Here is an 18,659-nt window from a genome sequence, read left to right on the forward strand (position 1 = left end):
GCCGATCTTGGCGCCGGGGTAGAACGAGAGCCAGATGCCCTGCAGGATCTGGCGGTTGGGCGGGACCACCTTGCGGAGGTCCTTCACCACGTAGATGAACTCGGGTCCGGCCATGTCGGTTCGAGCCTTTCGGATGTTGAAAACGGCGCCGGGAGATGCACGTCCCGCCGCGCCGCGAAGCTTGGATGCGCGGATACGGAATCGGCCGCAAATCTACAGCGCCCCGTGCGCGGCGCACAGACCCGCGCACCCGCCTCGCCCGCCGAGCCCGCCGAGCCCGCCGAGCCTCCCCGCCTTCGCACTTGCTCGGTAGATGCCACCGCGTCCGCGCATCCGCCGCCGATAGACCCCCCGCTGCCGCGAAGATGCACCGGCTCATCGTTTGATGCCACATGCCTTCGCACCCGGCGGCTAGGAGTTCCAGCACATTCTGAACGTGTTCACAAAACCCTTGACGCGGTTCGGCCGCGGATGTATCCTGCGTTCACGGCAGTTGAACACGTTCAAATCACATCGGCGGAGGGGCTCATGGACATCATCGTTCCCACGTACCTGATCTACCTGGGCGTCAGTGCGGGGCTCACCATCTGGGTGGCACGCACCCTCTCCATCAACGGCGGCATCTTCCTGGTGAACGTGTTCCGGGGAGACGAGACGCTGGCCGCGTCGGTGAACCACCTGCTCGTGGTCGGCTTCTACCTCATCAACCTGGGCTACGTGTGCCTGGCGCTGCGCATGACGGGCGACGTGCTGAGCGTGCGCGAGAGCATCGAGGCGCTGGCGGGGAAGATCGGGACGGTGATGCTGGTGCTGGGCGGGATGCACTTCTTCAACCTGCTGGTCTTCAACCGCATGCGCGTGTCGCGTCCCAGCGGCCGCATCCACATGAGCGAGCCGGTGTCCGAATGAGCGCCGCGGCTGCTGTCCTCGCCCGCAGGCGTGCGGTGAGCACGCCAGCTTACTACCGGCTGTCGCTGCTGCTTCCGTTGGTGCTGCCGATCCTCGCCTCTCCCCTGCTGATGACGGGGGAGAAGGGGCTGGGGAGCGTGGCGATCTGGCTGATCATGGGCAGCGTGATCGGGGCGGTCGCGTACATCCCCACGGCGGTCTTCCTCGTGGTATGGATGCGCGGGAAGACGGAGCGCGAGCAGCGCCGCGCCCTGTGGTGCGCCCCGCTGCTGATGGCGCCGCTAATGTGCATCTGCTACCTGCTGTACGCGCTGGGAAGCGCCGGGCCCGGCGGGTCGGTGGATGCCGGTTGGGGCGAGATGGCGTTCTACGGCGGCTTCGTGATCCTCTTCGGCTACGGATACGTGGCGCTGGCGTTCGGCCTCCTCCGGCTGCTGCGCCGGAGCGGCTGGGTCGCCCCCGCGGGCACGGAGGAGCGCCGGTAGATGCGTACGGCTACCTTCTACCGATGCAGCCTGCTGCTTCCGGTGGCGGTTCCCGCCGTCCTGGCGCCACTGCTCGCGGCGCCGCTGCGGGATGGGCTGCGAGGCGCCATCGGCATGCTGGTGATCGTCTCCATCTATGCGGCGATCCCGTACGTGATCGTAGCGCTCGGCTTGCTCCGGTGGATGACCGGAATGATCGAGCGGGAGATGCGGAGCGCCGCGCTCGTTGCCCCGTGGGCGATGACCGGGACGATGGTGCTATTGGCCGGGCTCCTGGGCTTGTTCTCCGGCGGGTCGGATTCGTGGGCGATGTTCGCAGGCGCGCTATGCATCCTCGCGGTTCTCAGCCTCGCGTTCGGATATGCGTACGTGGGCCGGGCGCACGGGCTGCTCGCGCTGCTGCGGGCGTGCGGCTGGGTGGAGCGCGAGGAGCCCGTGTGAGCCGCGCGCACGGCGGGGCGATGCGATACATTCGGTCCGGGCGGCGCGATCCGGCGTCGCCCGAACCGAATCTCCCCACCACGGCTAGCATGACGGACGGCAACCCCGAGGCGGCGACGAAGACCAAGAAGGGCGAGGCCACCCGCGCCCTGATCCTGGAAACCGCGCTGGACCTGTTCCGCGAGCGCGGCTACGAGGAGACGACGATGCGCGCCGTGGCCGAGCGGGCGGGCGTGGCGCTGGGCAGCGCGTACTACTACTTCCGCGGCAAGGAAGAGCTGATCCAGACGTTCTACGGCCGCACGCACACCGAGCACCTCGCGGCGTGCGCCCCCGTGCTCGCCCGCGAGACCTCGCTGAAGGCGCGGCTGCTGGGGGTGATGCAGGCCAAGGTGGACACGCTGGAGCCCTATCACCGCTTCTCCGGCCTGCTGTTCAAGACCGCGGCGGACCCGCGCAGCCCGCTCAACCCGTTCAGCGACGCGTCGCGCCCGGTGCGCGCCGAGGCGACGGCGCTGTTCGCGGAGGTGGTGCGCGGCGCGAACGAGCGCGTGCCGGCGGACCTGGAGGCCGAGCTTCCCAACCTGCTGTGGACGTACCACATGGGCATCGTTCTCTTCTGGATCCACGACTCGTCGCCGGGGCGCCGCCGCACGCGCAAGCTCATTGGCGGCACGGTGGATCTGGTCGTGCGCCTCATCTCGCTCGCAGGCCTGCCGCTCATGGGCCCCGTGCGCCGCAGCGTCCTCCGCCTCCTCGCCGACGTCGAGGCCGACGACGCGGAAGACATTGAGACGGACGATGCGGCGCCAGCGGGCGAGGATCCCACGCCAGCCTGACATCCTCCGCTCGCATCGTCGGATCGGTTGCTGCACGGTCGGATCGTGCTCAACCGAGCATTCGCCAATCCGCATCTCCAGATCCGCATCTCCCACACGCATTTCCTCCCCACATCTCCCGCACATCCAGCCGCACACCCAATCCGTTCGCGGCTCATCTCACGAAATTGAAGATGGGTTCGCCTCCGCATCGCCTTGGCGCGTAAACGCGCGGGCTACGGCGGCGCGAAGACCGCGTGCGCGGCCTGCTCCTCGTGCTTCCGTTCCGCTCGTACAAATCCCCGACGTGACCTCGACTGCGGGTGCGCCGAGGCAGCATCTGGAGATGAAGTACGAGCGCGTAACAGTTTTGTCGATTGCCCCTTCTGTGTCTCATCTGAGACAATAGATACGCACTTCGGGAGCCCGGGCGCGCAAACAAGCGTGGGCGCGAATGGATCGCAAGCCGTTCGCGGGGGGCGGTATGGGGGCGCGGGGCCGAGCAGGGTACGCGAGATGCCTTACGTGGAGCCTGCGGCCTCTCCGTGCCCGCTCCCCCGGCACACGGCCCGACTGCCCGGAACGGCAGCTCTCTCCCGCGGATGTACTCAGGAGGTCCCCATGTCATTCAAGTTCAACGGCGTGCTGCACGGCCGGTTCTGCGACGGCGACTGCACCGAGCCGCTCTTCGGCGTGACCGTGCTGCTGTACCGCGCCTCCGGCAAACCCGCGCCCAGCGACCCCGAGCCGCTGGACGCCGCCGCCATCGAGGAGAAGCAGGCGCGGCTGCTGGGCAGCGCCAAGGCCGACGAGAGCGGCGCGTTCAGCGTGGAGATCGGGCCCAACTCGCGCTACGAAAGCGGGCCGGTGGAGGTGGACGTGCGCTGCGACTCGGTGCCCGGCCTGCGCGACAACCGCCGGAAGGAGCCCGTGCAGCTCACCTTGGCCGAGGTCGACCCGAAGTGGGAGCAGTCGCGCGTGGGCTCGTTCTTCGACTGGCGGTACGAGGTGCCGGCGCGGCTGTGGTGCCACGTGCGCTCGCTCTTCGACGCGTGGGTGATCTGCGGGCACCTGCGCAGCTGCAAGGACAAGGTGCCCATCGCCGGCGTGACGGTGAAGGCGTTCGACGCGGACTGGCTGCAGGACGACGCGCTGGGCAGCGCGGTGACGGCGGCAGACGGGCACTTCCGCATCGACTACACGTCGGCGCAGTTCCGGAAGACGCCGTTCTCGCCGTGGCTGAACGTGGAGCTGGCGGAGGGGCCGGACCTGTACTTCACCGTGGAGTCCGGCGGCTCCACGCTGCTGAACGAGAAGCAAGCCGACGGCTGGCAGCCCAAGCGCCGCAACGTGCAGCACTGCTTCTGCGTGGACCTGTGCGTGGACATGAAGCCGAAGCCGCCGTACTTCGACCCGCTCTTCACCAGCGTGGGCAACCTGGCCTTCATGGGCGACGTGGTGGCGGGCACCGGGCTGACCGGGCCCACGTCGCCGGTGGGCGTGGGCTACGGCTTCTTCGGCACGCTGGTGCTGGGCGGCCTGTGCCCCAGCTTCAAGGCGGGCACCAGCCAGGCCATGTTCTACCGCTTCCGCGTGGCGCTGCCGGGCGTGGCGGACGCCGCGGCGCCTGCCGTGATGGGGCCGCAGGTGACGCCGTGGCCCGTGGGCTCGCGGCTGATCCTGTGGGACAAGAACGGCGACGGCACGCTGGAGTACGTGCCGCAGCAGATCTGGCTGCAGAGCTCGGGCGCCACGCCGGGGCTGCCCGCGCCGCTGCCCCCCGGCACGCCCGGCTGGCCGCCCAAGCACGTGATCGTGCCCGACGCGGCGGGCTGGATCGCGGTGGACCCCGACGCGGTGGGCCAGTCGTTCCAGACGCTGCTGGGCCTCAACTCCGAGGCGGTGGTGGCCGGCGGCGACGGAGGCGGCAGCGGCACGGCGGGCCAGCCGCCCTCCACGCCGCGGAACGGCAAGAAGGTGCGCGTGATCTTCGAGACGACGGTGGACCGGGCGAACGCGGCGGCCACGGTGCAGCAGACGGACGTGGCGGTGCTGCTGGTGAACAACTTCGCCGAGGTGGGCGAGCTGGACGCGCAGCAGTTCCACGGCGGCGGCTCCAACGCCTGCTCCGGCCTGGACGCGGCGCTGGACGTCGACTTCACCACCGACCACGAGCTGATGCTGGACTGGTCCATCTCCATCGGCAGCGCGGCGTTCTCGCTGCCGGGCGCGCCGGTCAACCCGTCGCCCGTGGCGTCCGGGCCCACGCCGGCCAAGCCGCGCGGCGACAACGGAACGGTGCACCTGGACATCAGCACCTGGCCTTCGTGCTCGTACCTCGTGGAGCTCACCACGCAGCGGAAGCTGACCAACGGCTTCAGCAACGACCCGGCGCGCGAGCTCGCCGCGTTCACCTTCTGCATCTGCAGCCACTAGCCGCCGGCCGAAAGGCCAGCGCAGCATGACGAAGGCGGCGGGGGCTCACGAGCCTCCGCCGCCTTCGCTTTCGTCCCTTCCGTCGAGTCGGATGAGACGGCGCCGCTCACCCGTGCGGCGCGTGCAGCAGCGGCGCCCACTCCAGGTCGAGGTGCGTGACCGGCCGTCCGTCCGCGACCTCCTCCAGCAAACCGGCCGGCGGGACGATTAGTGCCGGTCCGTACATCCAGAGCAGCGGATGGCCGGAGCCAGCGCGCAGCGTCACCGTCGGCGAATCACCGAAGTCCACCACCACGCCGGGGAACCGGTCGTCGAGCGTCGCGTCGAGCACACGCTGGAGGAGCGGCGGGTCGTACACGGCCGCACGGGAGATGGCGGTGCGCACGCGATCCCACGTTGCGGCGATGCCCGTCCGCGGAGGCGTGGGCTCGACACGCAGCCGGGGTGCGCCGCTGCGCCCGAGCACGGCGAGCACACGCGCGACGATCTGCTTCCACTCGTCGTCCCACCGGTCGTCCGTATCGGCAAAGCGGTCGAAGCCGGCTTCGCGGAAGCAGACGTCGGCGTTCACGGGAGATGGCCACACCGCCATCATCCGATGGCCGGGCGGCAGCCAAGCGGGTGCGGCGGCGGGCGGCACTTCGCCCCAGAAGATCCCATCGATCACACGTTCCATTCGCATCTCCCGTGAGAAGTGCGTCCGAACAAATTTTCCGTCCCCGAGCTGATGCCGGATCCAGCGCGGGAGAGTTGATTCGCGGGACGATGTGCAATACCGCTCAGCCGACGCGTGATGTGACTGCGTGCGGTGGGGCTACTCGCGGATGAGTCGGATGCCGAGCGTCGACAGAAAGCCGATCAACTCGGCGGGGTCGACGTGCTGGCGGGGCGGGATGATGCCGCGGGCGGGGAAGGTGTCCGTCGCGAGGGCGCGGACGGCGAGCGCGGCGGGGGCGACGGCGACGAGATAGCTGCGGTTCGCGGCAGTGAGCGCCATCCGCACGACCCTGCCGTCGTCGCCCTCGATCTCGCAGCCGACGAGGCCACGCGTGCTGCCCACCCTCCGCACCAGCGGCATCGCCACGCTGCTGGCGGCCGCGACGAACGCCCGGAGCGGCGCCGCGGCGGAAGCGATCCGCAACATCGCGCCAAGGCCGGGTGCGTTGGGATCGACGTACGTAACGACGGTGCGGAGCGTGGGATACGCGGCGGGAAGCGTCAGCGCGTCCGCCGTCTCGAACACGCGGCCGCGCACCTCGCCAGCAGGCGAAGGGAGGCGGATGCGACGAGCCGCGCCCCAGCCGCGCGTTTCGACGAGATGCCCGTCCTCGAACACGCGGATCGGGCGGCCGAGCTGGCCGAGCAGCGATGCCGCGGTCGCGCCGCCGGCGGAGTGACGCGTGGCGGGGACGAGCGCGCCGGTGAAGCGCACGGGCCGATCGATGCCGCTCAGCGCCAGGAACGCGGCGGAGACGGCGGACACCGTGCTGCACGCGGTGAGCACGCGCACGCCGGCCCGCTCCGCATCTCCCGAAAGCCGTTGCACCGCTTCCACGTACGACAGGCTGTCCGCCAGGTCCACGACGTCGAAGCCCACCTCGCACGCGGCGCGGACGAGCGTGTCCGTGCGCGACTGGAACGGTCCGGCCGCGTCCAGCACCACGTCGCCCGGGCGGAGGGCGCGGCGCAGGGAGTCCGCATCTTCCGCATCCGCCGTCACATCCGCCCCCGCGCCGCGCGAGGCGATGAGCGGCGTCACGCCCATCCCGCGCAGCAGCCCCGCCGCCGCGCCACCGAAGAATCCGCGCCCGCCGAGCACGACCACGCGCCTCACGCCAGCTCCTCGCCCACGAGCAGGCAGGTGAGCACCAGGCACGGGAAGAGGACGGCGGATGCGGCGACCATCCCCAGCGCGCTCCCCGACGCGCCCGCGAGCGACAGCACCGCGCCCGCACCCCACGTCGTCCACGCCAGTGCTCGCGTCCTGCGCGGCAGCCCGGGCATCCACACGGTCAGCAGCACGCCCGCGAGAGTGTAGAGCGCGTTGGCGGGCACGGCGGTGAGCAGCGTGCCCAGCGCCTGCACGCGCGCGAACGCCTCCGCCGCGCCGGGAGCGCCGGCGAGCGCATCGGCAGCGTGGCGCGGGAGGCGGAGCGCGTACATCGCCTCGCCGGACAGGTCGCACGCGGCACCCGCGACCACGACCAAGACCGCGGCGAGCCGGCGTCCGCGGGATGGTAGATGTGCGGCCCACCAGGCGTAGAAGGCGACGATGGCGAGCGCGGACGTCATCCACACCGCCCAGCTCGCGCGCCACGCCAGCGGGTGCGCGGCCACGTACGCGATGCGCTCCGCCACCCGCGGGCGCGCCTCCGTGCCGGGCGCGAGCACCACGGCCATGGCGAAGATCGCGGCGGAGTGCAGCGCCGCGCAGGCGAGCGGCGGCCACGGCAGGCGCGCGATCCGCCGCGCCAGGTCCGGCACACTCACCCGCGTTCGGACGTCCGCAGCCGCAGCCGGATGCGCGGCACCGCGCGCGGGGGTCACTTCGCGGCGGTGACCCACATGCGCGCGGCGACCAGAACGAGGAAGATGGCGAACGAGCGCTTGAGGGCCACCTGTGACAGCCCCTGCGCGTACCGCGCGCCGAAGAACGCGCCCACGAACAGCCCGGCGGCGATGAGCAGCGACGCCAGCAGGTTGATGTGCCCGTTCTTGTAGTACTCGTACGCGCCCAGCGCGCCCACCGGCAGCAGCAGCGCGCCCAGCGACGTGCCGGTCGCCGTGTTGGCCGGCATCTTCGCCACGAGCAGCAGCGCCGGGACGATCAGGATGCCGCCGCCGATGCCGAACAGGCCGGACAGCACTCCGGCCGCCAGGCCGATGAGAAGGTAGAGGACGACCATCATCGCAGGGTTCCTTTTGCCGTTGTGTGCCAAGTTGCGCGAGCCCGCCGCCGCACAAGATACGCGGCCCGCGCCGCTTTCGCCCGCCCTTCGCACGACGACGGAGGGCGTCGAGGACCGCCCGGTGACGCGACCTCCGCAGCAGCACGCGGGCGGCGATGAGGTTCGAACGCGCTTGGGGGCGACGGTCAGCATCGTACGCTACACGTCCTCCACGGCTGAGCGGGCTGCCGTAACGAGCGGATGGGCGCGGCGACGCTTGCCGGCCGCACGGGCGCGCACCATGTTCCGGGCTCAACATCTCACCGGGACCGGAGCCGATGAAGAGACACCTGCTCGCGCCGCTCGCCGCGGCCTTCCTCGCCAGCGCCGCCGCGGCGCAGGACGCGCCGTACTTCCAGCAGGGCGTGGACTACCGCATAGAGGCGCGGCTGGACGAAGCCACGCACGTGCTGCACGGCCGCGCCCGCCTGCGCTACACCAACCGCTCGCGCACGCCGCTGGACACCATCTACGTCCACCAGCACCTCAACGCCTTCCGGCCCAACAGCGCCTGGGCGCGCCGCGAGCTGCAGAGCGGCAACCGGCGCTTCCAGGAACTGGGGCCGGACGATTACGCCTACGAGCGCTTCACGTCGGTGTCGGTGGATGGACGTGCGGTGCAGGCCGTCTACCCGGGCGCGCCGGATTCCACCGTGTCCGCCATCGCGCTCGCCTCGCCGCTGGCGCCGGGCGCGTCCGCGACGCTGGTGATGGACTGGGATGCGCGCCTCTCCACGCTGGCCCGGCGGCAGGGGCGCCGCGACCGGCACTACGACTGGGCGCAGTGGTATCCCCGCGTGGCCGTGTTCGACCGCCGCGGCTGGCAACAGCACGCTCTGATGCCGCAGGGCGAGTTCTACGGCGAGTTCGCCGCGTACGACGTGACCCTGGACGTGGCCGCCGACCAGGTGATCGGCGCGACCGGCGTGGCGGTGGAAGGCGACCCGGGCTGGACGGTGACGGACTTCGAGAAGGCCGCGTACGCCCCGCGCGCCGCGGAATCTCTCGCCCTGCTCTCGGGCGACGCGGGCGCGGGCCGCAAGCGCGTCCGCTTCCGCGCGGAGAACGTGCACCACTTCGCGTGGAGCAACGACCCCGGCTACCGGCACGACGTGGTGGTCCGCTCGCAGATGAACGACGCGGGCGAGAGCGGCGGCCTGCCCAGCATCCACGTCCTCTACCAGCCCGGCGACACCGCCTGGGGAGAGGGCGTCGCCTCGCACCGCACGTACGAGGCGCTGGCGTGGCTGCAGGGCGTGTTCGGGCCGTACCCGTGGCCGCAGCTCACCAACCTGCACCGCATAGAGAGCGGCGGCACCGAGTTCCCGATGATGGTGATGAACGGCTCCAACTCCGAGAGCCTGATCGTGCACGAGGTCGCGCACCAGTACACGCACGGCGCGCTGGCCAACAACGAGTGGCGCGAGGGCTGGCTGGACGAGGGCTTCGCCACCTTCCTCACCAACTGGTTCTACGAGTCGCGCGGGCAGCAGGACGTGTGGAAGCAGAGCATGGAGGCGCTGGCCACGATGGAGCGCGCGAACAAGGCACAGCCCGTGGGGCTGGAGGGCGCCGCGTTCCGCGACCCGCGCACGTACAGCATCATGACCTACACCAAGGGCTCGGTGGTGCTGCGCATGCTGCGCGACCTGGTGGGCGAAGACGTGTTCCGCCGCGCCATGCGCGAGTACTACGCGCAGCACAAGCTCCAGCACGTCACCGAAGACGACCTGCGCCGCGCGGTGGAGCACGCCAGCGGGCGCGACCTGGGCTGGTTCTTCGCCCAGTGGATCGACCGCGACGACAAGCTGGACTACGGCATCCTGCGCGCGGAGTCGCACCGCACCCGCCGCGGGTGGGAGACCACGGTAGACGTGGTGCGGATGGGAGATGCGTGGATGCCCGTGACGCTGAAGGTGAACGACGTCACGCGCACCTTCACCTCGCGCGACCGGGTGCAGACCGTCACCGTAGTCACGCCCGACAAGCCGGCGGGCGTGGAGGTCGACCCGCGCCACCTGCTGCTGGACTTCGACCCCAGCAACGACCGACGGGCCATCCCGTGACCGCATCGCCCGCCCCGCCCCGCCCTCCACGGGGGCGGGGCTGATGCTTTACGTCTACGTTGCGCTGGGCGGCGCGCTGGGGGCGGTCGTCCGCTTCGCGCTGGGAAGCTGGGTTCTGCACCACGCGGGCGACGGCTTCCCGTGGCCCACGCTGCTCATCAACGTCACCGGCTCGCTGCTGCTGGGCTGGCTGCTCCGCACCTTCCCGGCGGCCGACGCGGCGCCGGTGGCCCGCGCGCTCCTCGCCGTCGGCTTCTGCGGCGCGTACACCACCTTCAGCACTTTCGGCTACGAGACGCTGACGCTGCTGGAGGCCCGCTCCTACGCCGCGGCCGCGGGGTACGTCGCATCCAGCGTCCTCCTCGGCCTCGCCGCCGTAGCCACCGGCGCCTGGCTCGCCGCCCGCACCGCCGGCTGAGCCGGTCCGACGATCCGAGATCGCCTCGGTAGGGGGGCACCTGTGTGTGCCTCCGCGGTTCAGTTCGCACCTCTCCCACGGCCCAGCGAAGGTTCTCGCATCCCGAACCAGAGGCCGACACGCAGGTCGGCCCCTACCGGTCCGCGGCTTGGTGGCCACTCCCGACTTCCCGAAAACCGTCCATGAAGATTCCCGATTTCGAGCTGGAGCGGTTCTTCGCGGAGTGGGAGTTCGCGGCGCCGCACCTGCTGTGCGCGTCGGACGTGCAGGGGTGGGCCATGCGCGACCTACTCGCGCTGGCGGACGAGGAGATGCGGGAGATGTGGGACGGGCTGACGCTGGGCTACACCGAAGCGCCCGGCCACCCGCTCCTGCGCCGCGAGATCGCATCGCTCTACGACGGCGTCGCGGCGGACGACGTGCTGGTGTTCGCGGGGGCGGAGGAGGCCATCTTCGCCGCCATGAACGTGCTCGTCGGCGACGGAGACCGCGCGGTCGCCACCTGGCCCGCGTACCAGTCGCTCATCGAGGTGGCGCGCGCCGCGGGCGCAGACGTGGACCTGCTCCGCCTGCGCCACGAAGACGGCTGGCGCGTGGACACGGACGAGCTGCGCCGCCTCGTCCGGCCCGGTTCGCGCGTGGTGACCGTCAACTTCCCGCACAACCCCACGGGCGCGCTGCCGGACGCCGCGACCTTCCGCGAGGTCGCCGCCATCGCGGAGGAAGCGGGCGCGCATCTCTTCTCCGACGAGGTCTACCGCTACCTGGAGCCCACGCCGGCGGACCGGCTTCCGGCCGCGGTCGAGGCCAGCGAGCGCGGCATCAGCCTGGGCGTCATGTCTAAGTCGTTCGCGCTCGCCGGCCTCCGCATCGGCTGGATCGCGTGCCGCGACCGGGCGCTGCTGGGCAGGCTGGCGGCGTTCAAGGACTACACGACCATCTGCTCCAGCGCGCCCAGCGAGGTGCTGGCGATCATCGCACTGCGGGCGCGCGAGCGGGTTCTGGAGCGCACGGCGTCCATCGTCCGGCCCAACCTCGCGCTGCTGGACGACTTCTTCGCGCGGTGGGCAGGCGTGCTGGAGTGGGTGCGCCCGCGCGGCGGCAGCACCGCCTTCCCGCGCTTCGTGGTGGACGCGCCCATCGATGCCCTCGCCGCCGACCTGCGCGAGAAGGCCGGCGTCCTCATCCTTCCCGGCACGCTGCTGGGGCACGGCGGCAACCACTTCCGCATCGGCTTCGGACGCACGAACATGCCCGAGGCGCTCGCCCGCTTCGACGGGTACCTCGCCGCGCGCTTCGGCCACCCGTAGCGCCCTGCATCCGCCGGTGACGAGTCCGGCGAGCGGAGGGCGCAAGATGATCGAGCGGCTGGGGCGGATCGTCTCCCGTCCCGCGGGCTTCCGCGCATCTCCATACATCCACAAGCCGACTTTTTTGGACCCGCGTGGGTACGGAACCTGCTGTCGGCGCTGCGCCAACCATCAGCAGAATCCCGGGCCGTTCTGCGCTCGGCCGCACCGAACTGGCCGCGCCCTTTAACGGCCGCGGCGGACACACGGAAGATCACCAGCTACGCACATCTCACGTCCGCCGGCCCTCCGCCGTGGAGACGCCGGCACGGCGCGGACCGCGACTGCGGAGCCGCGGCCATCCACCGCGTGCCGAGGGGCGCGCCGCCAGGGAGGATCCATGCGCAAGCTGAAGCTCGACATCGACGGGCTGGACGTGCAGTCGTTCGTCACGGGTGGCGAGATGGGCCGCTCGGGCACCGTGCACGGCCAGTTCGTCACGGCAGACACCGACACCTGCACGCAGGGGGCGGAATGCCACACCGGCGGGAGCGGGAGTCTCAGCGGTGGTGTGAGCTACGACTGCCCGGACACCCAGCGCTACTACAGCTGCGACCCCGCCGTATGCGGCCTCTACACGCAGAATTGCACCGCCTACGCAAGCTGCAACGCCACCTGCACGACCTGAGCGGAACCGCTTCGCGATGCCGGGGACGGATGCGCGGGGGCGTGTCCGCCCTTTCCACGCGCCAAGGCGGAAGCTGAAGCTGGACGCGGAGACCTTGGAAGTGCAGTCGTTCTCCACCGCGAACGCCGCCCCCGCCCGCCCCGGCACGGTGCAGGGCCAGCTGATCCCCGCCGACACGCACGACTGCTACTACACGGCGGCGAGTGCGGCCACGGCGGGAGCGGCTCGGCCGGCGGATACACGTACACGTGCCCGCCCACCGGCGGCGCCAACACGTGCGACCCGTACGCCTGCGGCACCGACTACACCGTGAACGTCACCTGCTGGAACGCCTGCGGCGCATAGTCGCGAAGCCGGTAGATGGACGACGAGCCGGACGCGCACCCTCGCGTCCGACCCGTCTGTGTTCGTCGCGTGAGATGCGGATCATCACACCGTCGCCTTCCGCCGCACCGCCGCGGATGTGCCGAGGACGGCCGCCGCATCTCCCGCATCTCCCGCATCTCCCGCATCTCCCGCATCTCCCGCATCTACCGCATCTCCCGCATCTACCGCATCTACCGCATCTACCGCATCTACCGCATCTACCAAATCTACAGGTCCAGCTGCCAGGTCTGGCCGACCAGGTCGTGGCCGAAGCTGTGGTGCGGCTCCTCGTGCACCAGGCGGAAGCCTGCGGCCTCGTAGATCTTCCGCGCCGAGTGGAGCACGCTGTTCGTCCACAGCGTCACCTTCCCGTAGCCGGCCTCGCGCGCGAAGCGGATGCACTCGTCCACCAGCCGCCCGCCGATGCCCAGGCCGCGCGCGCTGGGCTCCACCAGCAGCAGCCGCAGCTTCGCCACCTCGGCGCTCGCGCGGACGAGGAAGACGGAGCCGGCGATCTGGCCGTCGCGCTCGGCCAGCCAGCAGCGCTCGCGCGCCGGGTCCAGGTCCTGGATGAACTTCGCGGCGATCTCCGCCACCAGCGCCTCGAACCGCTCGTCCCAGCCGTACTCCCGCGCGTACAACACGCCGTGCCGGTGGATCATCCAGCCCATGTCGCCGGGCCGGTGCGAGCGGAGCGTGAACGGCTCCGCGGGCGCCGGCGCGGGCCGCAGCACGCGCTCGATGGTCTCCATCGCCGCGGTGAGGCGTGCGTGGTCTGGAGATGGGAGGCGGCCCAGCATCTCCCGCACCTCGCGCCGCGAGCCCTCGTCCAGCGCGGCGAACGCGTCCTCGCCCGCAGGCGTGAGCGACAGGATCACACGGCGTCCATCGTCCGCGGCTGGCGTGCGCTCCACCAGTCCCGCATCGGCGAAGCGGCGGACGATGCGGCTCAGGTAGCCCGCATCCATGCCCAGGTCGCGGCACAGCTCCGCCGCCGTCGTACCGCCGCGGGTGGCGACCTCGTACATCACCCGCGCCTCCGCCAGCGTGAACGGACTCGCCGCCAGCCGGTCCGTCAGCACGCCAATGCGCTGCGTGTAGAACCGGTTGAACCTCCGCACCGCCTGCACCGCGTCTTCGGAATCGTTGGTCTGCGCTTGCATCTGAACGCACCTCGGGGATAGTCGCGGCTTCCCGCGTAAGCGAGACGGGAAGGCAGGATCGCACCGCCCACGGAGCCGGCTCGGCCCGTATCCTATCTGATCTACTTGACGGAGTCAACAAACTCTCGACGGATCATCCACGACGTTTTCCGGTAAGAGGCGCGCTTGCATGGGCTCCAATCCAATCGCGGCCTCGAACCTGCCACGCGACCCGCGGCGGCCGGAGAGCGGCCGCGTTTCTTTCAGGTGCGACGAGTGATGACGAAGCGGAGGCGGAGGGCGCGGGCCCGGCTGCGTGCCTGGCGGCTGCGGAAGGCGGTGACGGCGGCGCGTTCACGCACGTCCGAGCGGCTGGTGCGCACTCGCGAGGGCACCGCCGCGGCGGCGGACCGCGGCTGGACGGCGGCGCTCGCCCGCTTCGAGGCGCTGAAGCTGAGCGAGAACACCATCCTGCTCTCGTTCGCCGTGGCGATCGGGCTGGTGGGCGCGCTGGGCGTGATCGCCTTCTACCGGCTGATCGACCTGGCGTACACCGTCTTCTACCGCTGGACGGGCGAGTTCGTGGGCACTGCCGCGCTGGCCGTGTACCGCCCGCTCATCACCGCGGCGGGCTTCACGGTCGCGTGGGCGCTCGTGCGCGGCCTGCGCGGGCGCGAGGGCGGCGAGAACGTGGCCGCGGTGCAGCTCGCCATCGCCCGCCGCCAGGGCGAGGTGCCGCTGCGTCCGTCCGCGGTACGCATCGCCGCGGCGGCGGTCACGCTGGGCTCCGGCGGCTCGGCGGGGAGCGAGGGGCCGGTGGCGGTGCTGGGCGCCACGGTGGGCTCCACGCTGGGGCGGCTCTTCCGCTTCGACCCGCAGCGCGTGAAGGTGATGGTGGGCGCGGGCGCCGCGGCCGGCATCTCCGCCTCGTTCAACGCGCCGCTCGCCGGGGCGTTCTTCGCGCTGGAAGACATCCTGGGCTCCTTCTCCGTCGGCTCGTTCTCGCCCGTGGTGGTGAGCAGCGTGGTCGCCGCCGTGGTCTCTCGCGCGGCGCTGGGGAATCATCCCGCGTTCCCCATCCCCATCGCGTACGGCTTCACGCTGCGGCGCGAGGTCTTCCTCTTCTACCCGTTGCTGGGCATCGTGTCCGGGCTGGTCTCCGTGCTCTTCGTCCGCACCTTCTTTGCCGTGGAGGCGCAGGCGAAGCGCGTGCGCGGCCCGGCGTGGCTGCTGCCCGTGCTGGGCGGCACCGTGGTGGGCCTGCTGGTGTGGAGCACGGGCGGGATCCTGGTGGGCTACGGGCACCTGGCCGTGCGGCTCCAGGTGTTCGGGCGGATGGCGTGGACGGCGCTGGCGCTGCTCGCGTTCGCCAAGATCGTGGCGACGGCCCTCACCATGGGCACCGGCGGCACCGGCGGCGTGTTCACCCCGTCGCTGTACATCGGTGCGGCCACGGGCGGCGCGTTCGGCGTGGGGCTCGCGCAGCTCTTCCCCGCGCTGCACCTGCATCCCGAGGCGTACGCGCTGGTGGGCATGGGCGCCGTGGTGGGAGCCGCGGACGTAGACCAGCGCGGCCAGCGCGAGCAACCAGATGATGCCGAGCACGTAGGTGAGCACCCGCGCCTCGTGCGCGCCGGCCAGGTCCGCGGCGCCGCGCGCATGCATCCACGCCACGGCGCCGAACAGGACGACGCCGGCGAGCATGGCGCCCCGAATGATTGCGACGGAACGCGGGTTCAGAGGGCGAAGCGCAGGTTGGGTCATGCTGCTTTCGGTGGATGCGGAGCGTTCGTGCGCCTGAGGGGCGCTGCGGCGCGTCAATCTACGCGCAGCCACACCAGACGGAGGATGAGACGATGACGGACAGGCTCGCTACCGAGAAGTGCGTCCCCTGCCGCGGGGGCGAAGGCGCGCTCGACGCGGCGCAGACTGCGGAGCTGATGGCGTCGGTCCCCGGCTGGACGCTGGGCGAGAAGGACGGTGTGCCGCGCATCGAGCGCGTGTTCCGGTTCCCGGATTTCGCAACCGCGCTCGCCTTCACCAACCGCGTCGGCGCCGCGGCGGAGAAGGAAGGGCACCACCCCGCGCTGCTCACGGAGTGGGGCCGCGTGACCGTGACGTGGTGGACGCACGACGTCGGCGGCCTGCACCGCAACGACTTCGTCATGGCCGCGAAGGCCGACGAAGCCTACGCCTCCGCACCGTCGTAACACAATGTCCGCGGCGATCTTGCACCCGTTGGGGTGCAATTCATTGCATCCGCAGCTCTCCGCCGCGACCGTGCACCGCGCCGCTGCACATCTCCGTGCACGCATCGGCGCCGGCCCCGCGCATCTCCCGCTCGACCGCCGTTCGCCACCGGCGCCGTACATCTACCGTGCCGGGGAACGCTCCTCGTCCATCTTCCCGTCCTTCCAGTTCCACCAGAGCAGGCGCTCCGGCTCATGCTCGTGCTCGTCGTGCGAGGCGAAGTAGACGGCGCAGCGGAACACGTACAGCAGGCAGCGGTCCACGTGCATGCCCTGGATCTCGCAGGCGCGCTCGTACATCGCCTGCGGGTCCCGGCCGCGCAGGTCGTCCACGCGCCGGAAGCCCTGGTTCCACAGGTCGCGCGCGATGCTGGGGCCCACGCCCGGTATGCGCCGAAGGTCCCGCAGCGCCGCCTTCTCCTCCGCGGCAGATGTGCCCTCCGCCTTCTCCACAACCGGCATCACGGCCTCCTCTCGCCCGGGTTCGACCTCATCCACAGAAGCCCGCGTTACATGCGGTACGGCGGAGACACGTCCGCTGGTCGGACGACATCTCACGACCGAGCGTCGTCCGCGCCCTCAGCCTACGACGTTGCGGACGAAGCGGACGGGCGCGTCGCCGTGGTTCGCGTACGCATACGCCTGGTCCGATGGATAGGCGACGGAGCCGCCCTCCGCAACGTCCTCGCGGCCGCCCGCGCGCTCCAGCGTGAGCGTGCCGGACACGACGTAGAGCAGCTCGCGCATGCCCGCGCGGTCCGGCTCGGCGTCGTAGCGCTCGCCGGGGGCCAGGCTCCACTCCCACAGCTCCACGCTGCCCCGCGCGGGCACGCTCAGCAGCAACCGCGCGCGGCTCTCCGGGCTCGCGCCCTGCCACACCAGCACCGGCTCGGCCCCGCGCGCATCCGCCGTGCACGGGCGGACGAGGTCGGCGAAGGGCAGCCCCAGCGCGTGCGCCAAACGGTCCAGCGTGGCCAGGCTGACGTTGCTGTCGCCCGACTCCACCGCGGCGAGCATACGGCGGCTGACGACGGCCTTCTCGGCGAGCGCCTGCTGCGTCCAGCCCAGCGCGTGCCGGGCCGCGCGCAGGTTGGCGGCGACGTGATGCAGCAGCTCTTCGGAGGCTTCCAATCGAACCACCTGTGCAGTATGTTGCATCGAGCCGGAACATGCAATATATTGCGTGTCTGTAGATGCAGCCAGGTCATTTCAGATGGGAAGCGGGTGGGACGATGCGGGTGAGGGAAGCAGGTCAGGGAATCTCCGGCCTCCGGCGTGTGCTGGTGCGGCCGGAGCTGGTGCTGGTGCTGGTCACGTTCGTGTGGGGCAGCACCTTCTTCGTCACGCAGGTGATGCTGCGCGACACGGGCCCGTTCGCGATCCTGGCGGTCCGGTTCACGGTGGGCGCGGCGGCGCTCGCGCTGATGTTCCGGCGGCGCCTGAGCGGCCTGACGCGCGGCGAGGTACGGACCGGTGCCGTTATCGGCGTGGTGACGTTCGCGTCGTATGCGTTGCAGACGGCGGGCTTGCAGCACGTGACCAGCAGCCGGTCGGCGTTCATCACGTCGATGTACGTGCCCGTGGTGCCGTTGCTCCAGCTGGTGCTGCTTCGGCAGATGCCGCGCTGGGCGGCGTGGCTGGGGATCGCGGTGTCGTTCGCGGGCCTGCTGGTGCTCTCCGCGGGTGAGGGTGCCGCGGTCGCCATGGGCACGGGCGAGTGGCTGACGCTGGCCGGCGCGGTGATGGCCGCGCTCCAGATCGTGCTCCTGAGCCGCTGGGCCGCCGCAGCCGACCCCATGCGCCTGGCGCTCGTCCAGCTCTGCATCGTGGCCGCCGCCGCCATGCTCGCCATGCCGCTCGCGGGCGAGGGTCTGCCCCCGCTGACGGCAGGCGTGGTGGGCGGCGGGCTGGGCCTGGGCCTGCTGGGAACGGCGTTCGCGCTGGGGGCGATGACGTGGGCGCAGCAGACGGTGGCCGCCACGCGCGCCACGGTCATCTATTCGATGGAGCCCGTGTGGGGCGGCGTGATCGGCGCCCTCGCCGGCGAGGCGATGACGCGCTCCACCGTGGGCGGCTCGGTGCTCATCGTGGCCGGCGTGCTCATCAGCGAGCTGCGCTGGCGGCCCGCCCGCCGCACCGCCGTCGAGGCGATGCCGGAGCTCGGGATCGAGCCGGTGGAAGCCGGGCGAGCGGCGGCGTAGAAACCCATCCCGCTCGATGCAGATTCGCAACCTCCTCCGGCATTGGCCGGCGGAGGTTTTCTGTGAGAAGTGCCTTGGGAGTCGATCTTCCCAGGCGGAGTGGATGATGCGCGTGCCGGCCTCCTTACGCGAAGGCGGCAACCTGCGGCGCCCGGCAGGGTAAGATGCGGGAGACAGGGCCCCGGCAGCGGGGTCGAACGCGG

The 18,659-nt window shown here is 71.1% G+C and carries 20 protein-coding genes; 12 read left to right on the forward strand and 8 right to left on the reverse strand.

The annotated features are described in order from the left end of the window. The first annotated feature begins 528 nt into the window (after window positions 1-528). From VFE05_15425 to VFE05_15445, 5 genes are all read left to right on the forward strand, one after another. Window positions 529-909: a hypothetical protein gene (locus tag VFE05_15425; GenBank protein ID HET6231463.1), complete on the forward strand. Its 381-nt coding sequence runs from the start codon at window positions 529-531 to the stop codon at window positions 907-909. 35 nt (window positions 910-944) lie between these two features. Next, entirely contained in the window at window positions 945-1,394 is a 450-nt protein-coding gene (locus VFE05_15430) for a hypothetical protein (protein ID HET6231464.1), read from the forward strand. Further along, complete coding sequence (locus VFE05_15435; GenBank protein HET6231465.1) at window positions 1,395-1,835, forward strand: hypothetical protein; 441 nt, start codon at window positions 1,395-1,397, stop codon at window positions 1,833-1,835. Window positions 1,836-1,924: 89 nt separating this feature from the next. Then, a complete protein-coding gene (locus VFE05_15440) occupies window positions 1,925-2,674 on the forward strand; it encodes a TetR family transcriptional regulator (GenBank protein HET6231466.1) in 750 nt (249 codons plus the stop codon). Between the two features lie 600 nt (window positions 2,675-3,274). Further along, window positions 3,275-5,089 carry a hypothetical protein gene (locus tag VFE05_15445; GenBank protein ID HET6231467.1) on the forward strand — a complete coding sequence of 605 codons (1,815 nt, stop codon included), beginning with the start codon at window positions 3,275-3,277 and terminating at the stop codon, window positions 5,087-5,089. Between the two features lie 106 nt (window positions 5,090-5,195). On the opposite strand, the gene VFE05_15450 is transcribed toward VFE05_15445, so the two are convergent. From VFE05_15450 to VFE05_15465, 4 genes are all read right to left on the reverse strand, one after another. Next, entirely contained in the window at window positions 5,196-5,765 is a 570-nt protein-coding gene (locus VFE05_15450; GenBank protein ID HET6231468.1) for a hypothetical protein, read from the reverse strand. 138 nt (window positions 5,766-5,903) lie between these two features. Beyond that, window positions 5,904-6,923: a hypothetical protein gene (locus tag VFE05_15455; GenBank protein ID HET6231469.1), complete on the reverse strand. Its 1,020-nt coding sequence runs from the start codon at window positions 6,921-6,923 to the stop codon at window positions 5,904-5,906. Further along, entirely contained in the window at window positions 6,920-7,579 is a 660-nt protein-coding gene (locus VFE05_15460; GenBank protein ID HET6231470.1) for a hypothetical protein, read from the reverse strand. The genes VFE05_15455 and VFE05_15460 overlap by 4 nt, the downstream gene beginning before the upstream one ends. A gap of 53 nt (window positions 7,580-7,632) precedes the next feature. After that, window positions 7,633-7,998 carry a TSUP family transporter gene (locus tag VFE05_15465; protein HET6231471.1) on the reverse strand — a complete coding sequence of 122 codons (366 nt, stop codon included), beginning with the start codon at window positions 7,996-7,998 and terminating at the stop codon, window positions 7,633-7,635. Between the two features lie 317 nt (window positions 7,999-8,315). On the opposite strand from VFE05_15465, the gene VFE05_15470 reads away from it, so the two are divergent. The 4 genes from VFE05_15470 (at window position 8,316) to VFE05_15485 (ending at window position 12,498) form a co-directional block, all read left to right on the forward strand. Beyond that, window positions 8,316-10,103, forward strand: coding sequence for a M1 family metallopeptidase (locus VFE05_15470; protein HET6231472.1), 1,788 nt, complete (start codon window positions 8,316-8,318; stop codon window positions 10,101-10,103). 43 nt (window positions 10,104-10,146) lie between these two features. Further along, window positions 10,147-10,521, forward strand: coding sequence for a fluoride efflux transporter CrcB (crcB, locus tag VFE05_15475; GenBank protein ID HET6231473.1), 375 nt, complete (start codon window positions 10,147-10,149; stop codon window positions 10,519-10,521). Window positions 10,522-10,703: 182 nt separating this feature from the next. Next, window positions 10,704-11,831 carry an aminotransferase class I/II-fold pyridoxal phosphate-dependent enzyme gene (locus VFE05_15480; protein HET6231474.1) on the forward strand — a complete coding sequence of 376 codons (1,128 nt, stop codon included), beginning with the start codon at window positions 10,704-10,706 and terminating at the stop codon, window positions 11,829-11,831. Between the two features lie 379 nt (window positions 11,832-12,210). Then, window positions 12,211-12,498: a hypothetical protein gene (locus VFE05_15485; protein ID HET6231475.1), complete on the forward strand. Its 288-nt coding sequence runs from the start codon at window positions 12,211-12,213 to the stop codon at window positions 12,496-12,498. A gap of 429 nt (window positions 12,499-12,927) precedes the next feature. Here VFE05_15485 and VFE05_15490 read toward each other — a convergent pair whose 3' ends face one another. Further along, window positions 12,928-13,089 carry a hypothetical protein gene (locus tag VFE05_15490; GenBank protein HET6231476.1) on the reverse strand — a complete coding sequence of 54 codons (162 nt, stop codon included), beginning with the start codon at window positions 13,087-13,089 and terminating at the stop codon, window positions 12,928-12,930. 2 nt (window positions 13,090-13,091) lie between these two features. Further along, window positions 13,092-14,027 (reverse strand): helix-turn-helix domain-containing GNAT family N-acetyltransferase, encoded by a 936-nt coding sequence (locus VFE05_15495; GenBank protein ID HET6231477.1) that lies wholly within the window; start codon window positions 14,025-14,027, stop codon window positions 13,092-13,094. Window positions 14,028-14,285: 258 nt separating this feature from the next. Between VFE05_15495 and VFE05_15500 the strand changes: the two genes are divergently transcribed. Both VFE05_15500 and VFE05_15505 read left to right on the forward strand, forming a co-directional pair. Next, complete coding sequence (locus tag VFE05_15500; protein HET6231478.1) at window positions 14,286-15,866, forward strand: chloride channel protein; 1,581 nt, start codon at window positions 14,286-14,288, stop codon at window positions 15,864-15,866. Next, window positions 15,863-16,216: a 4a-hydroxytetrahydrobiopterin dehydratase gene (locus VFE05_15505; protein ID HET6231479.1), complete on the forward strand. Its 354-nt coding sequence runs from the start codon at window positions 15,863-15,865 to the stop codon at window positions 16,214-16,216. The genes VFE05_15500 and VFE05_15505 overlap by 4 nt, the downstream gene beginning before the upstream one ends. Window positions 16,217-16,378: 162 nt before the next feature. On the opposite strand, the gene VFE05_15510 is transcribed toward VFE05_15505, so the two are convergent. Both VFE05_15510 and VFE05_15515 read right to left on the reverse strand, forming a co-directional pair. Then, window positions 16,379-16,717 carry a helix-hairpin-helix domain-containing protein gene (locus VFE05_15510; protein HET6231480.1) on the reverse strand — a complete coding sequence of 113 codons (339 nt, stop codon included), beginning with the start codon at window positions 16,715-16,717 and terminating at the stop codon, window positions 16,379-16,381. Window positions 16,718-16,834: 117 nt separating this feature from the next. Further along, window positions 16,835-17,386 carry an XRE family transcriptional regulator gene (locus VFE05_15515; GenBank protein ID HET6231481.1) on the reverse strand — a complete coding sequence of 184 codons (552 nt, stop codon included), beginning with the start codon at window positions 17,384-17,386 and terminating at the stop codon, window positions 16,835-16,837. 107 nt (window positions 17,387-17,493) lie between these two features. Between VFE05_15515 and VFE05_15520 the strand changes: the two genes are divergently transcribed. Next, window positions 17,494-18,456 (forward strand): DMT family transporter, encoded by a 963-nt coding sequence (locus VFE05_15520; GenBank protein ID HET6231482.1) that lies wholly within the window; start codon window positions 17,494-17,496, stop codon window positions 18,454-18,456. Window positions 18,457-18,659: the final 203 nt, after the last annotated feature.

This window comes from Longimicrobiaceae bacterium, from assembly GCA_035696245.1.
Lineage (GTDB): Bacteria > Gemmatimonadota > Gemmatimonadetes > Longimicrobiales > Longimicrobiaceae > DASRQW01.

Bases quoted from the DNA above. Each gene is read 5' to 3' on its own strand.
- VFE05_15485 (HET6231475.1), top strand. From the start codon at position 12,211: ATGCGCAAGCTGAAGCTCGACATCGACGGGCTGGACGTGCAGTCGTTC.
- VFE05_15505 (HET6231479.1), top strand. From the start codon at position 15,863: ATGACGGACAGGCTCGCTACCGAGAAGTGCGTCCCCTGCCGCGGGGGC.
- crcB (HET6231473.1), top strand. From the start codon at position 10,147: ATGCTTTACGTCTACGTTGCGCTGGGCGGCGCGCTGGGGGCGGTCGTC.
- VFE05_15470 (HET6231472.1), top strand. From the start codon at position 8,316: ATGAAGAGACACCTGCTCGCGCCGCTCGCCGCGGCCTTCCTCGCCAGC.
- VFE05_15480 (HET6231474.1), top strand. From the start codon at position 10,704: ATGAAGATTCCCGATTTCGAGCTGGAGCGGTTCTTCGCGGAGTGGGAG.
- VFE05_15450 (HET6231468.1), bottom strand. From the start codon at position 5,765: ATGGAACGTGTGATCGATGGGATCTTCTGGGGCGAAGTGCCGCCCGCC.
- VFE05_15440 (HET6231466.1), top strand. From the start codon at position 1,925: ATGACGGACGGCAACCCCGAGGCGGCGACGAAGACCAAGAAGGGCGAG.
- VFE05_15510 (HET6231480.1), bottom strand. From the start codon at position 16,717: ATGCCGGTTGTGGAGAAGGCGGAGGGCACATCTGCCGCGGAGGAGAAG.
- VFE05_15445 (HET6231467.1), top strand. From the start codon at position 3,275: ATGTCATTCAAGTTCAACGGCGTGCTGCACGGCCGGTTCTGCGACGGC.
- VFE05_15500 (HET6231478.1), top strand. From the start codon at position 14,286: ATGACGAAGCGGAGGCGGAGGGCGCGGGCCCGGCTGCGTGCCTGGCGG.
- VFE05_15425 (HET6231463.1), top strand. From the start codon at position 529: ATGGACATCATCGTTCCCACGTACCTGATCTACCTGGGCGTCAGTGCG.
- VFE05_15495 (HET6231477.1), bottom strand. From the start codon at position 14,027: ATGCAAGCGCAGACCAACGATTCCGAAGACGCGGTGCAGGCGGTGCGG.
- VFE05_15465 (HET6231471.1), bottom strand. From the start codon at position 7,998: ATGATGGTCGTCCTCTACCTTCTCATCGGCCTGGCGGCCGGAGTGCTG.
- VFE05_15435 (HET6231465.1), top strand. From the start codon at position 1,395: ATGCGTACGGCTACCTTCTACCGATGCAGCCTGCTGCTTCCGGTGGCG.